The organism is Calothrix anomala FACHB-343 (assembly GCF_014696435.1).
GTDB classification, from domain to species: Bacteria; Cyanobacteriota; Cyanobacteriia; order Cyanobacteriales; family Nostocaceae; genus Aulosira; species Aulosira anomala_A.
The window spans coordinates 1-13,657 of the sequence record NZ_JACJQG010000050.1; the positions used below are offsets into that span (position 1 = coordinate 1).

Annotated in this window: 13 protein-coding genes and 1 pseudogene; 6 read left to right on the plus strand and 8 right to left on the minus strand. The window is 39.0% G+C overall.

The features are described 5' to 3' along the window. Nucleotides 1-441 precede the first annotated feature (441 nt). Both H6G08_RS24625 and H6G08_RS24630 read right to left on the minus strand, forming a co-directional pair. Complete coding sequence (locus tag H6G08_RS24625; protein ID WP_190547759.1) at nucleotides 442-846, minus strand: TIGR02588 family protein; 405 nt, start codon at nucleotides 844-846, stop codon at nucleotides 442-444. Continuing rightward, a complete protein-coding gene (locus tag H6G08_RS24630) occupies nucleotides 843-1,715 on the minus strand; it encodes a TIGR02587 family membrane protein (RefSeq protein ID WP_190547865.1) in 873 nt (290 codons plus the stop codon). Before H6G08_RS24630 ends, H6G08_RS24625 begins: the two co-directional genes overlap by 4 nt. Nucleotides 1,716-1,974: 259 nt before the next feature. On the opposite strand from H6G08_RS24630, the gene H6G08_RS24635 reads away from it, so the two are divergent. Continuing rightward, entirely contained in the window at nucleotides 1,975-2,157 is a 183-nt protein-coding gene (locus tag H6G08_RS24635; RefSeq protein ID WP_190547761.1) for a CsbD family protein, read from the plus strand. Nucleotides 2,158-2,237: 80 nt separating this feature from the next. Here H6G08_RS24635 and H6G08_RS24640 read toward each other — a convergent pair whose 3' ends face one another. The 3 genes from H6G08_RS24640 to H6G08_RS24650 all read right to left on the minus strand — a co-directional run bounded on the left by H6G08_RS24640 (nucleotide 2,238) and on the right by H6G08_RS24650 (nucleotide 5,342). Then, nucleotides 2,238-2,705, minus strand: a complete 468-nt coding sequence (locus tag H6G08_RS24640; protein ID WP_190547764.1) for a DUF4870 domain-containing protein — start codon at nucleotides 2,703-2,705, stop codon at nucleotides 2,238-2,240. Nucleotides 2,706-2,778: 73 nt separating this feature from the next. Further along, entirely contained in the window at nucleotides 2,779-3,942 is a 1,164-nt protein-coding gene (locus H6G08_RS24645; RefSeq protein ID WP_190547766.1) for a DUF1822 family protein, read from the minus strand. A 227-nt stretch (nucleotides 3,943-4,169) separates the two neighbouring features. Next, nucleotides 4,170-5,342 (minus strand): sigma-70 family RNA polymerase sigma factor, encoded by a 1,173-nt coding sequence (locus H6G08_RS24650; protein ID WP_190547768.1) that lies wholly within the window; start codon nucleotides 5,340-5,342, stop codon nucleotides 4,170-4,172. Nucleotides 5,343-5,388: 46 nt separating this feature from the next. On the opposite strand from H6G08_RS24650, the gene H6G08_RS24655 reads away from it, so the two are divergent. The 3 genes from H6G08_RS24655 to H6G08_RS24665 all read left to right on the plus strand — a co-directional run bounded on the left by H6G08_RS24655 (nucleotide 5,389) and on the right by H6G08_RS24665 (nucleotide 8,196). After that, complete coding sequence (locus tag H6G08_RS24655; RefSeq protein ID WP_313942643.1) at nucleotides 5,389-6,216, plus strand: hypothetical protein; 828 nt, start codon at nucleotides 5,389-5,391, stop codon at nucleotides 6,214-6,216. Between the two features lie 94 nt (nucleotides 6,217-6,310). Then, on the plus strand, nucleotides 6,311-6,787 hold the full coding sequence (locus H6G08_RS24660) for a hypothetical protein (RefSeq protein ID WP_190547770.1): 477 nt from the start codon (nucleotides 6,311-6,313) through the stop codon (nucleotides 6,785-6,787). 722 nt (nucleotides 6,788-7,509) lie between these two features. After that, nucleotides 7,510-8,196 (plus strand): DUF8692 domain-containing protein, encoded by a 687-nt coding sequence (locus H6G08_RS24665; protein WP_190547772.1) that lies wholly within the window; start codon nucleotides 7,510-7,512, stop codon nucleotides 8,194-8,196. Between the two features lie 280 nt (nucleotides 8,197-8,476). Here H6G08_RS24665 and H6G08_RS24670 read toward each other — a convergent pair whose 3' ends face one another. Further along, nucleotides 8,477-8,728: a protein-tyrosine phosphatase family protein gene (locus tag H6G08_RS24670; RefSeq protein WP_242046258.1), complete on the minus strand. Its 252-nt coding sequence runs from the start codon at nucleotides 8,726-8,728 to the stop codon at nucleotides 8,477-8,479. A gap of 35 nt (nucleotides 8,729-8,763) precedes the next feature. Between H6G08_RS24670 and H6G08_RS24675 the strand changes: the two genes are divergently transcribed. Together H6G08_RS24675 and H6G08_RS24680 are read left to right on the plus strand one after the other, a co-directional pair. Next, complete coding sequence (locus H6G08_RS24675; RefSeq protein ID WP_190547774.1) at nucleotides 8,764-9,006, plus strand: hypothetical protein; 243 nt, start codon at nucleotides 8,764-8,766, stop codon at nucleotides 9,004-9,006. Between the two features lie 101 nt (nucleotides 9,007-9,107). Further along, the gene (locus tag H6G08_RS24680; RefSeq protein ID WP_190547776.1) at nucleotides 9,108-11,117 is read left to right on the plus strand and encodes a vWA domain-containing protein; all 2,010 of its coding nucleotides are present in this window, start codon (nucleotides 9,108-9,110) and stop codon (nucleotides 11,115-11,117) included. 338 nt (nucleotides 11,118-11,455) lie between these two features. On the opposite strand, the gene H6G08_RS24685 is transcribed toward H6G08_RS24680, so the two are convergent. Together H6G08_RS24685 and H6G08_RS24690 are read right to left on the minus strand one after the other, a co-directional pair. Continuing rightward, nucleotides 11,456-12,613 carry an ATP-binding protein gene (locus H6G08_RS24685; RefSeq protein WP_190547778.1) on the minus strand — a complete coding sequence of 386 codons (1,158 nt, stop codon included), beginning with the start codon at nucleotides 12,611-12,613 and terminating at the stop codon, nucleotides 11,456-11,458. A gap of 167 nt (nucleotides 12,614-12,780) precedes the next feature. After that, nucleotides 12,781-13,614, minus strand: a pseudogene (locus H6G08_RS24690) (RNA-guided endonuclease InsQ/TnpB family protein); the annotation flags it as partial. Nucleotides 13,615-13,657: the final 43 nt, after the last annotated feature.

Sequence of the window (13,657 nt, forward strand, 5' to 3'; positions counted from 1 at the left end):
CCCCATTGTTCAACTGCCCAAGTTTGGAGGTCTGTGAAATTTTCTAATTTCATACTCTGACTCTAATACACCCCATTTCCACTTTAAAAGATGTTGGTAATGACAAGGGCTTAGAGCCTGCAGGCATTAATGTAGTGCGTAGCTTCACAGAGGATTGATCAGGACTTACACAAAATCATGAAAAAACGAACCACGAAGCACGCAAAGAAGACGAAGTAAAGACGGTTTCAGAGATTTATTGTGTAAGTCCTATTGGTATCAAAAGTTTATTGATGAAGAAAATATCCTTATTGATTAGGTTCCAAGACTTATTAACTAGGTTCAAGTTTAAACAATATTGCTCCTAGCAAATCTGTTATATTCTGTTTTCAAATTGGTAGTATCTGACGATGTGGAAAAAAGTTGAGGAAGGTAGGCGATCGCTATGATGACAAAGTTCGACTAAGGTAACTTATAGCTAGCAACGCGAATAGTTAATTTACCTTGGTTGGGATTTTGGCTAAAAATAAATGCGCCTTCTTCGGTTTCCCCACGCGATAAAAAGTCAATTTGTTGTTCTCCAGTTTCTTTAACTTCACCGTCAACTTCCAATTCCGCAATTATTTGCACCGACTCAGCCGTATCTCCGCCTGTATTGACGACTTCAAACGGAACATAAAATTTTCCATCACTTTCGCGGATTGTTTGTTTATTGCTAACAGAAACAATAGGCGGTTGATTTTTATCTGTTAACCAGGTATATCCTACTAAACCAACTATTACTGCCAAGATAAATGAAGCTATGCTAAATGTCACCCATTCAGCCATAGAACGTTCTTGCTGGTAATTTTCTTCTGTATTATTCATATTGCTAACCTACCTGCTGCACCACCAATAGTTGCAGGTAAACCTAGCATTAATGTATGATCTAACCACATTGTCCAAGGGTCGCTTAATGTTAGCTTTTGAAAGAACCATAGCATCATTGCAGCTGCTAAGAGCGAAACTAAATAGGACATAATTGTTTCACCAGATGGGCGTTGAAAAATACCTTTTTGTTGCCTACGTTTTTGCTGATCGGCAAAGCCGGCTTGAAAGACTATGCCATAGGAAATTATTAAGGATGTGGCGATAATTGGTAATTGCCAAGGTGGTGAAACTGTGGCTGCTAGCATAGGAATTTCATCTGTAGGGGCAATATTAAATGCAATGACGGTAGCACCAATTACTGTTGCACCTAAATCGGCAAGGGTAGCGGATAATTCACTTTTGGGTGTTTTATTTTCAGTTTCTCTACTATTACCACCTTCTGTATCTCCTAAAAATTGGTTGGCTAATGCTACACCAAGGGTAAAGGGTACGCTTTCAAAAATAATTTTCCCTAAGGTTTCTTTTAGATGTGTTGCAATGGTTAATTCTTGTAATAGAAATAATACAAAGCTAGAACATGCTAACCCGATCGCGATCGCTTCTACAGTATCTATGGCTGCTTCGTAAGGACGCTTTCTGCGTCGGCGTTTGCGGAAGCCTTCGCTTTTATTGAGTAAAAAGACACCAATAAACATCAATGCGATCGCTGTCATCATTAGTTGAGGTTTTGCTAGCGATCCAATCCACCATACTTCCATTGTATACAGCAAGGGAATCCCAAATAAAAACCCGCCACAGGTACCGCGAATGATGTCATTAATCTCACTTCTCCAAACATTTTTCCGGCGTTTTGCGTTCACTCCTATACTTTCCTTAGATGAAAAATCATTTTTTTTATTTCCAAAAAGCTTTTATGTGTAAAATTTGATTAATGTATTTGCTAGCTGAAATCATCAAAATCTACTACATATACTATTCTTTAATATATAGTTTTTAACTTAGCATCTATCTTAAGTAAAGATAATAAGAAATTTATAAGCTATCTCATGATAGATACATGATGTTAGTGGATGCTATAGATTATTTTTTGTCAATAAATACAGCTAAGGGCTGAACAGAGAAACTATGAGTATTGAAAAAAGAGTAGAAGCTACTGCTAAAAATATTGAAGGTAAACTTCAAGAAATTGTTGGTGAAGTCACTGGTAATCCCGCAGATAAGGCTGAAGGCAAAGCCAAGCAAGCTGATGCCAAAGTGACTCACACCGCAGAAAATATCAAAGATGAAATCAAAAAAACTATAAATTAGTTATTTCATCTATATATAGATATTTTTAGGGCACAACAATGTTGTGCCTCTATTGCATTTATTTAAAAGACACTGTAATTTTATCTGAGAAATCTCACTGTCCAAGGATAGCGATAATGTTCGCCGTTATAAGCTTTTACAGCAGCAAAAGTTACTAAAAATATTTGTAGTAATATCATGAATGATGTAATTGCAAACCAGAGAAATAATAAAATATCTAAAAGTGCTTTGATTTCTTGTCCTGTACTATTAGTTGTTATTGATATACCACAAATAGTGAGCAGCATCAGCAATGACAAGAGAATTATAATCAAAATATAAACTGTGAGAGAAATTTGGAAATTTAAGGATTCTTTACCCTGAAAATCTACCCAAGGAGATTTAGATTTATTTAAGCGCCAGATTATGAGGGGAAAGAAAATATTTAACGGGAGATATAAGGGAATACCGAGAAATACCAAAAAAAATAATAACATCCATGCGCATAAAGCCGAGAGATGGCAACACATCGCCCAGATACGCATTTGTTGTTTTGGTTTTTCTCTCATGGATTTTTAATTTGCAGTGAATTGAAGAAATAATCCTCCATCTTAGTATCTATAAAAAAAGCCCAGCCAAAATTTAAAATTTGAGTATTTCGCGGTCATAATTATCTGGCAGTGGTTCTATTTCCCAGACTATACCTTCACCTGGTTCTAGGGCAACTTCTACAAAAAGTTGTTCTACGGCAGTTGCGGCGATATCTTCATTATTAGGGAATGGTTGTAAATCTTCGGTGAGTAGTCGCAATTTAAAGCCACCAGGGATAGCTGCGCCTACTGTGGCGTTACGCAATTGAAAGCGCCAAATGGGTTCATCTGGTTCGCCTTGGAGGATAACTAGGAGTTCGTAGGTTTGCCCGGCGATCGCTAATTGGCGAGACAGGATAGAATCGGGTTGCGTTTCTTCTACACCTCTACTACCCACAAAACTCAATTGCAGATTTAACCTTTCCCACCCGATATTTTCAGCCACTTGAGAAACGCCGCTTTGCAACCATTCTACTATAGACCATTGTTCGGGAATTCCCAAACGCTGCTGATATAAGCTTTTTCGCCAACCACCATGTTCAATTAACCCACCCCAAAGTTGAAAAGGTATCTCTAAACGCGGTGTCACGATTTCGGACTTTCCCAGGCGGGCAATGAGGTTTTGAGCTTGTGGGTGTGGTAGGCTGGGCAAGGTTGCGATTACACCGCGCGTAGCTATTTGCGGGCAAAGTTCTTGGGTAACAGCTAATACGCTAATGTCATTAATCAATTCAGTAGTATCTAGAGAATAAGTGCGATCGCTTGGATCGTAATTGCCTTGTTCTTTAAGTTGTGCGTGAGTACAATAGCCCCAAACTCTGACATAACCTTCATCTGCTTCCACTTGCACTGCCAAATAATAATCACCAGCCCAGCTAAGTAAATCTACCCATTCTTGGGGTACGCGGATTTCACTTAAATCTATGGTTTCACTGGGAACCAAAATAAAGCGTTTGTCGTCTACCAAGAGTGCGGTTCCATTTACCAGTTCCCAAAAACTAGGTAAAGCAGTGGTAGTTGGCCAGACCTTTGCCTGTGGTGCGAAATCTTCTTGCAACCAAGGTAAGACTGCGCCCAGGCAAAGTTCATTAATATAGCCTTGATAGCGAGAAAGGGGGTTAGAGAAAGATGGACTCTGAATATCCGCCCGATTTTGCACGTTAACGGGAATTTCTAATAATAAATCTGTGGGATTGGCAAAAGTCATTGCATTCATGGCGGTTCCTCCGGGAAATTGTTAATTGTAAGTTGTTATAGACGCGATTCATCGCGTCTGTACAATTGTCAGAGACGCGATAACCTTTGTCTGTAGAGTTGTCAGTGGTTAGAGGGAACAGCCAGCAGTCAACAGTCTGTAGGGGCGGGTTAACCGAGATTCTCGTTAACAATCGAAGATATTTGTAAACCCGCCCGTACAACGAACGGTCAACAGTCAACAGTCTCCTATGCCCCATGCCCTAAATAATTTTGTAACCATTCTTCCATTACTGTACTCATACTTTTGAGTAGGTCGGGCGTGAGGGAAATATGCAGGGTGTCTCGACTCCAAGTAGCTAAAGACTTGAGTAAATTTTCCCTGGCTTTTGTCAATCGCCGTGATACAGTATACTGCTTGATTTCTAAGTGTTTGGCGATTTTATCCTGGTTGAGTCCTTGAGTGTAGTAGAGTTGAAGAATCTGTTGCGCCTCTGGTTCTAATTGAGCGATCGCATTCCTTAAAATCTGGTTAATTTCAGTTTGTTGGGCAGTTCTAGTTGTTTGTTCTTCTTGGGAAATAAATTCTTCAATTAAGGATGGTTGTTGATTTCCGGGCAAATTGTCGAGTAATTCCCAAGAATCGTCACTACCTTGAGTGATATTGAGAGATTCGGCACTGGGATAAAGATATTTGCGGGTGGTTTTAGCTGCATGAAGTAACCACTTTTCTAAAGTAGGAATATTTTGCTGTTGGCTACTTTGGCTATTGTAAGCTTTGGCGATCGCATCCCAAAGGCGATCGTCTGGTCGAGAAAGTTGGCGGGAGGTTCCAGTGACGGTGGGAACATACAAGGTTTTAAAACAGTTCCACGCTAGGATGTAGCTATGAACATCATCTTTAGTTAAACCCGCAGTTTGCAACGCTTCCTGTAAACGCTTTTGGGAAATTTTGCGTAACAAAGCCCAATCTGTACAGATATCGACTTCATGACGTTGGCGTAAAGTTTCGCGAATCGCGCTAGCAAAAATTGGGCTGGCGTAGTTTTTGAGAGTATAGCCGTGATTGGGGTTAAAACCTTTGAGGACGCGATCGATTTGAGCGATCGCTATTTGAAAACAATCTGATAATTGATACTGGGTACTAGCAAAACTGTTGACGGTTTTTTGCGATACCCAATAGCAAGACTCTTGCAAATAAGCTGCTAGATGTTGCTTTGCCAAAGATTGAGTTTCTGGAAGTTGCCAAGACTTATACCAGTAAAGCGCCCAAAAGTACTCCGAAGTTTCTTGCGGTGTGCGTTTGAGACAAGTTTGCATACTACTACGCAATTTTGATTCTGTCGCCCAATGACTAAAGCGATCGGCAACAAATTGCACAAAAGTTGAAAAATTTTCAATGATGCTTTGCCGAGGGTGCATAAAAAACGTAAAGCCTACCTAGAGAAGTAGTGAAGGCATTAATAAAGTGCCTCCACAAACTTTACTACACCGGATGAGAATCATGTTGCGACTTTCAATGAAATCTTTAGCACTTGCTAGCATGGTAGCCCTAACTACAGTAACTAGTGCGGTAGCGCAAATTCCTGTAATTAAAAATATACATTTGACTCAAGTACCCAGCTTTAATTGCGGCCCCCATCTGCGAACTTACATTGTTAAGCCTTTAGATAACCGTCAAGGTCAAGGTATCCGTTGCGTCAAACTCAGTGAAGGTAGACCAGGAACGAAAATCCCCAGACTAGCGTGGTACGGCGAAGGTAATTGGGGTGGCGCTACTTACCGTCACGTAGGACAGGCAATTTACCGAGGTGCTAATATTGTCGGCTTTGCATCGGATATTCACGGAAATGGCGAAGATATTAATAATAACTTTCCTGGAAATCTCAACGTACAATTCATCGGTTCTTCAACTATTCGTGTCACTGGTGCATGGAATGAAGAATGGCAATTAGTCTCAGCTACTAACTATCAACCTTTACCCAGACCAAAAACTTGTGGTGGCTATTTTGATGAATACAAAGTTTCCGATTTAAATGGAACTCGTAACGGTGAAGGATTGCGTTGTGTTCTCCGTGTCGGACTCAAGAATACTACTTGGTTTGGTAACGGAAATTGGGGCGGTTCTACTTATTCACACATCGGTACTCGTTCATTTAATGGTTACGGTGCTGGCGATATTTGCGGTAATGGTTTCGGCCCTATTTGTAACACCTTTGGTTGGGGTTCATTGCAGTTAACTCCTGTAGGTGGCGGTTTTAAAGTCACAGGTGCTTGGAGTGAAAAATGGCAGTAATAAATTAGTATGTTTCTATTACTAATTTTAGCCAATATCTATTTCATATTTCTAGACAAATCCCAAAATTAATTACTAATAATGGAGTCATAAAATGTTGAAACGTTATTTGATGATTGCTGCTTCTAGTGTAAGTTTAGCTGCTTCTCTTATCAGTCCTACATTAGCAGCACCTGCTGATTTTATTGGTACTTGGGTGAATAAAGATAGCAATACTCGTGGTGTGACTCGCTTAGTTGTTACCTCAGCAGGTAGCAATAAATTAAATATTCAAGTGTTTGGTAAATGTCATCCCACAGATTGTGATTGGGGAACAACATCAGTTGTCACCTATGGTTTGAATGTGCAAGATACTAACCATACCTATGCAACAGCTAACTACAATCAAGGTTTTTCCAATACATTATTAACTTTAGATTATGCTGGCTCTCAAATTATGTTGCAAAGCTTCACTCAATTTTTAGATAATAGCGGTCGGCAAAATTATTATGCCCGCGACTATTTTCAAAAATCTCTCAAGGTGAGAGTTCCTCTAGATGTACAAATATCTCCAATCAAACCTAGCAGATGATTTAGATTAAGAAATTGACAAATAGATAGTTATTTGCCACAGATATCCGCATTCTTTGCTGTTTATCTGTGGTTTTTTTAATACTTAATTAAATCGATGTAATGAAAATACTGGTAAGCATTTCTAGTCTATTTATGTTGAATTATTTAATTATCTTCTGGAAAAGCAGTAGGGACGATTGATAATTGCTTTATTTAGTGAATTACATTGATGTTTTCAACAGCCTCAAGCTAATATTTTTTGGTTGGTTTTAAGTTTTCTCTAGAGTAAATTTCTTCACTTAATTCTATCGACTCAACCTAAATCTATCTGTTGATAGATGTTCTAAGTAATTATTCTGATAAAGCAGTCCTACTTCATCAAAACTTTAAAAAAATCAAACACAATAATCTTGATATTTTCTTATACATGTGCAACTATACATAGTGATTAATTAACCTTAAATTAATTTTTAGATAAGCTTAAATTAAACTGACGCTTTATGGGAGTCCATTTTAAGATAGGTGCATAAGCCAGCATTTAGGGTTGCAAAAATCAAATAATATTTGCACTCAAAAACTAATTTTTGGGTTAATTATTCATGCTTGATGAAGCAGCGAATATTAACATTTGATCGAAAAAGTCTTAATCAATTTTTTCATAATTAAATTTCTGAGAGTAGGAATTATATTGATGTGTTGATATCTAGAAATACGAGTGTAAAATAAGGATTGGTAAGATTTATGAAAGATTTAATTGATAAAAATTTAATCCATCCTAGTCAAACAAAGCCTAGTTATCAAATAAAAATTGTATTTTTCACATTTTTAGCAACAATCACACCAGTCACTTTAATTTTTCTCCTCTTGAATATAGGGCAGAAAACTGGGCTAGGTTATTTAACAAGAGATACAGCAGCACTTACTAATACACCTTTTTACATCGGATTGTTCTCCAATATTGGTATATTGCTATGGTGTTCTTGTGCAACAATTTGTCTGTTTAGTTATGCAATTCTCAAACAAAATAATCGTTCTCGGGAATTAGCTGGGTTTTTATTATTTTCTGGACTGTTAACATCTTTCTTAACGCTTGACGATTTATTGATGCTGCACGAGGAAGTTTTTCCTCTATATTTAAAGTTTCCAGAAAAGTTATTTTATGTTCTATATTTAATGACAATATTATTTGGTTTTGGTAAAAACTTTAAAGCAATCAAGAAAACGGAGTTTATCATTCTATCTGCATCTGTAGGTTTTTTTATTTTATCAATATTGTCTGATAAAATTCATAATCACCATATTGTTGCTGTAATGGAAGATGTATTCAAAATAATTGGTATTAGTACTTGGTTGACTTATTTAACAAGGTTATGTTTTCGAGAAATCAACAGTCTATTGCGGTTGTCTAAGATAAATAAAGATTTTTAAGCTGATTTAAATTAGTAAAAAAACCATTGTAACTCAACCTGCTACAACAGAACTTTTTATACTCTATGCATTGGCAGGTGAGAATTATGCAGGTATGGGTAATCAGTCAAGTATCAGAGGTTGTTTGAAAAGTGATTGGCTGTATCTTCATACTAATCGATCCCCCCTAACCCCCCTTAAAAAAGGGGGAAAAGAATCAAAGTCTCCCTTAATAAGGAGGATTTGGAGGGATCTAAAAGATTTTTCTACCAATGACTAACAGGCGATCGCAATTTTCATGTTATACAGTCAATGCATAAGGTACAGCTACCTTTTGATGTTTATGCAGATAGTTGATGAATAATTGCTTCAGGCGCGGACTGACACCAGCATGTTTAAAGAAGCCAAAGCCGAGATTCTTGGCTTTATTTAAGGTTTGTTCTGGTGTTAATCCTTCGTTAATCGCTACACTCAACAATGCAATTGCTGTGGAACGCATCGCAGCTGCGCAACTGCTGGTAAGTCGGTTTTGCAAAGCTATGCAAACAAGCACAACCAAATTTCGCAAACATCAAACACTCTCAATGGATGGTTTTGATATTTGCTTTCTTTGATGATTGCGATCGCGACAACCAACTACGGTTAATCGCTCGACTTTTAGTATTTAATTTATTATACAGTTTTCCGATAGATTTAAGAATGTTTAAAAATTTTTCTTTTGAGAAATGCTTTTTCCTGTTGCATCAGTATAATCACTGTCAAGCATCTGTTACAGTTACTAAAACTGTAACAGCCATAAAATCCCCGGTAGCTGAAGATTATTCTAGGTAATGAGAAACTTCAAATGTCAGCAACCCTGTCTCAATTAACAGGTCTACCACACATCCTCTGAGGTTTTGAGCCGATACAAGAATTAGTGTGAGAATTCAGCCATGTCTTACCCGATTCCATCCAAACTCTGGCAGCGAATCAGTATTGGAGCAATGTTGTTATTAATACCGTCAGTCGGAATGGCAATTTTACGTCAATCTGCAACGGTGGCGATTCCAGTCAATCAGAGTCCTCAAAGTTCTACCGCAGCTAACCCCATTCCAGTCAATCACCCTGACTATCAGTCACTTCAAGCATTGGTACAAAAGTATAGTTGTGTTGTCTCAATCACTAACTTTGGCACTTTACCTATAACTAGAGCTGAGTTTGCCACCATCTTAAATGCCTGCGTGAATCGTAGCAATCAACTAATAGCAACAGATCCGAAAATTGTTACCCCAGCAGATAGACAAACCTTGCAACGTTTGCAGTCTGAATTTGCGCCAGAGTTAGCAATCCTCAAAAAACAGACAGAAGAATTGGATGCTAGTACTGGTGTAACTGATACTGAGAGTAATGGTAAAACTCAACCCCTACCATCAATTGCGCAAGAGCAAGCTGTTAACCGCCCAGTAAGCCCTAAACTACCAGCTATGAGAATCAGAGGAATCGTTAGCCCTGAACCTCAGCCAGATAGATTCAACACAGAAAACTATAACCGAATTGATGATAATGCCTTTCATCTTGTCAATAATGACCCACTTTCTACCTTTTCCATTGATGTAGATACGGCATCCTACAGTAACGTGCGACGGTTTATTACTCAAGGAGAATTACCGCCTAAGGATGCAGTGCGAATTGAAGAATTGATTAACTATTTTACATACAATTATCCCCAACCAAAAGGCGATCGCCCTTTTTCTGTGACGACGGAAGTAACTGCTGCTCCTTGGAATCCACAACATAAGCTGGTGCAGATAGGTTTGCAAGGTAAACGCAGCGAGAGCGAAACTTTACCACCTAGTAACCTAGTATTTCTGATTGATGTCTCCGGTTCTATGGATGAACCCAACAAATTACCCTTGGTGCAACAGTCCCTGAAATTGCTAGTTAATAAACTGCGTCCTGAAGACCGAGTCAGTTTAGTAGTCTATGCAGGGAATGCGGGATTGGTATTACCTGCTACTCCTGGTAGTCAGAAAGCAAAAATTTTGGCAGCAATTGACCGCTTGCGGGCTGGAGGTTCTACTGCTGGCGGCGAAGGTATTGAACTCGCTTACAAGATAGCTAAACAAAACTTGATTAAATCTGGTAATAATAGAGTTATTTTAGCTACCGATGGAGATTTTAACGTCGGGGTTTCTAGCGATGGGGAACTGACGCGATTAATTGAGCAGAAGCGAGACCAAGGAATTTTTCTCACAGTGTTAGGATTTGGTACTGGCAATTACAAAGACTCAAAAATGGAACAACTTGCCGATAAAGGTAACGGCAATTACGCTTACATTGATACCCTATTAGAAGCCAAAAAAGTTTTAGTCAACGATCTCCGAGGAACTTTATTTACCATTGCCAAAGATGTGAAAATTCAAGTGGAATTTAATCCGGCGAAAGTTCAGGCTTATCGCTTGATTGGCTACGAAAACCGCTTGTTGCAAAACCAAGATTTTAATGATGATCAGAAAGATGCAGGCGATATTGGATCTGGTCATTCTGTGACAGCGCTTTATGAAATCGTTCCTACTGGTATCAAGAGTGATGTGAAACTACCAACAGTAGACCCTTTGCGCTATCAGCGTTCTGGTGTAACTCAAGCGGATAATACCAGCAATGAGTTAATGCAAGTCAAATTGCGTTATAAATTACCTCAAGATAGTAACAGTCAACTAATTAGCCAAACTATCCAAGATGATGATTCCCGCAGCGAACGGATACCCTCAACCAACCTAAGATTTGCGGCGGCTGTGGCTACTTTTGGGATGTTACTACGTGATTCTGAGTATAAGGGGAGTGCTAATTATGATTTAGCAATCAAATTGGCAACTCAAGGTAAAGGTGAGGATAAAGAGGGCTATCGAGGTGAGTTTATTCGTCTGGTAGAGCAATCTCAAGCATTGAGCGGGAAGAAATAATATCTTCGTGAAGGTAGCAGAGGGGCAGGGGGCAGGGGGCAGGGAGCAGGGAGCAGGGGGGAAATAAATGTAGGTTGGGCTTACCTTGTGTAAACCCAACAAGACCAAAATTTTCGGGTGTTGGGTTTTTGCGACACATCAAAATATTATCGAGGGCATGGCAGTGCCAGTGCCCCTACAATCTGTCGCATTCTTGTTTCCAATTGGTATTGGACTATGAAATCGCAATTGATTAGGCGGATATGATATAATATTCAAACAATTTTGCATACTTTGGGAACTTGCTGGAAAAAATAAAACGCAAGGATCGGCAGTCCTAAAATATCTGTCTGCGTAGGCTAGCGATTTAGTAAAGATATATCGGGTAATAGTTTATATGGCTTTAGCACATTCTCAATATCATTACGGAGATTGTCTAAATCATTAGTATCAATAATGCCTTTTTCCTTCAGCACAGATATCAGCGTTTCCCAACTTTCCTCACCCGATTCTGGTAAAACCGGATGATGCACAATCCAACGAATTGTTTGCAGCAACCTTTGAAATGACGCTAAATCAGAATATGGATGAGGTGGTGATGGAGATATAGAGGGATGAACAACTGACAACTCTACGGGGGGGTTAACAAATATCTTTACTGATTCATGACTATCTTGTATAAATCCACCCTGAGTGACAACTAACAAATCACCAATGAAATCATTTTTTTGTAACCAATGTAAATCAGATGCGATCGCTTGAGCATCGGCGTAGATGTTACCACACAATTTCCCCATACAGGCGGTGATTTCTTCTAGAGAACTGGCAAACTCTGGAAGGGTACCAAATATAGTTTCTAGCTGACTGGGTTGGGTTGCTTGCAGATTTCCTATTCCCGGATAGCGAATCGTCAGCGAAATCAGATGCATTAACCGTTCAAAATCTAGTAACTCGCTGTAGGGGTGTAAGGTAATTTGGCGATTTTGGTTAGCATAGTTGATGATGCTACTGGGAAGTTCTGCGATGTGGGTAAATATTTCTTGAAAGTTGAAATTTGCTGAAGTGACATTAATTTGCTTGACTGCGGCAAAACCTTCTGCAGCTATGGGTGGAAAGTCTTGCAAAGATTTGTACATACTCTCAATTATGACCTGTGGCACTTGGCGATCGCGTTTTTGGTTGCGTAACTGACAAACGGCGATGGGGGTTTGCAAATACCAAGCCATCCACACAGCCGGAGTTAGCGCTTTGAGTTTCATTAAGAAAACCATCCGCCACATCCGCTTGGCATTAGTAGCATCATAAATTACTTCATAACCCTGAGCGATCGCGTCTACAATCTCAGCGATAACTTTCTCCTCAATCGCCAACCAATCACCTTGAATACTGGCATCACCATAGAGTTGTTGACGAATTGCATCAGTAGAAACAATGCGATAATTCCCCAGCTTGGCAAATTCAGCTGCAAAAGTAGACTTCCCGCTACCAGGTACACCAATGAGAAAATGACAAATCATAACCAATTATCAGCGATCGCTTTTTTTTAAATAGCCACTATCAACTGCGCATATCAGGACGTTTCAAAAGAGACTCAGGACTGATTTGACACTCCCCCGCCTGACTAAGTATCGCTTGTCTGACGACACGCTGCGCGTTAAGCGAAGCTATGCCGAAGGCTTTACGCTCACTTAGTCGTAAAGGCGGGGGATTCTTCATTCACCGTCAGAATTTGCTCTAACAGGCTTACGCCAATTAGCGTAGAGATTCCAACTCCTGAAGCGTTACTTTGCTTGTGCCCCAAGCTAGCTTTTGCAAGATTTAAAATATTTTTGGCAGCGTTAACATCTCTTTGCAAACTACATCCACAACTGCAAACATGACTACGAGTTGAGAGAGATTTTTTCACAATTGTTCCACAATCTGAACATTTTTGAGATGTCATTTTAGGATTGACGGCAACAACTGTACTGTTAAATTTAGCCGCAAAATATTCTAACCAACGACGAAACAGACTCCAAGAAGCATCATTAATACTCTTGGCTAAACAATGATTTTTTACCATGCCTTTAACGTTTAAATCTTCATAGGCTACTAAGCTGTTAAGCTTGCATACGTTACGCGCTAATTCAAGAGCGTGTTCTTTCCGTTGCCTACTTACTTTTAAATGCTTTCGTGCATATCTGTCTCGTGCTTTCCGGCTTTGATTTTTACCTTTTTCTTTTTTGTAAATTTGGCGTTGAGCGTGTTTAATCGCTTTCTCAGCTTTGCGTAAAAATCTAGGATTCTCCTCATGATTACCGTTTGAATCTGAGTAGAAAAACTCTAGACCTACATCTAAACCTATTTCACCATCAGCAATTCTAGATTCTGTTTTAACGTCAGTATCAATACAGAATTGGCAATAGTAACCGTCAGCTTTTTTGAGTAGCCTAACACGTTTAATTTGCTTAACAGGGTAAGCTTGAATATCCCATTTACCAAGCAATTTGACTTCACCTATACCTTTTTTATCAGTAAAAATCTGTCATAGGGCTAATTTTTTATTCCATACCATTGATGAT

What these genes read in the sequence shown, in the direction of transcription:
- H6G08_RS24635 (WP_190547761.1), top strand. Translation starts at nt 1,975, where the DNA reads ATGAGTATTGAAAAAAGAGTAGAAGCTACTGCTAAAAATATTGAAGGT.
- H6G08_RS24645 (WP_190547766.1), bottom strand. Translation starts at nt 3,942, where the DNA reads ATGAATGCAATGACTTTTGCCAATCCCACAGATTTATTATTAGAAATT.
- H6G08_RS24650 (WP_190547768.1), bottom strand. Translation starts at nt 5,342, where the DNA reads ATGCACCCTCGGCAAAGCATCATTGAAAATTTTTCAACTTTTGTGCAA.
- H6G08_RS24680 (WP_190547776.1), top strand. Translation starts at nt 9,108, where the DNA reads ATGTCTTACCCGATTCCATCCAAACTCTGGCAGCGAATCAGTATTGGA.
- H6G08_RS24675 (WP_190547774.1), top strand. Translation starts at nt 8,764, where the DNA reads ATGGTTTTGATATTTGCTTTCTTTGATGATTGCGATCGCGACAACCAA.
- H6G08_RS24685 (WP_190547778.1), bottom strand. Translation starts at nt 12,613, where the DNA reads ATGATTTGTCATTTTCTCATTGGTGTACCTGGTAGCGGGAAGTCTACT.
- H6G08_RS24625 (WP_190547759.1), bottom strand. Translation starts at nt 846, where the DNA reads ATGAATAATACAGAAGAAAATTACCAGCAAGAACGTTCTATGGCTGAA.
- H6G08_RS24640 (WP_190547764.1), bottom strand. Translation starts at nt 2,705, where the DNA reads ATGAGAGAAAAACCAAAACAACAAATGCGTATCTGGGCGATGTGTTGC.
- H6G08_RS24660 (WP_190547770.1), top strand. Translation starts at nt 6,311, where the DNA reads ATGTTGAAACGTTATTTGATGATTGCTGCTTCTAGTGTAAGTTTAGCT.
- H6G08_RS24665 (WP_190547772.1), top strand. Translation starts at nt 7,510, where the DNA reads ATGAAAGATTTAATTGATAAAAATTTAATCCATCCTAGTCAAACAAAG.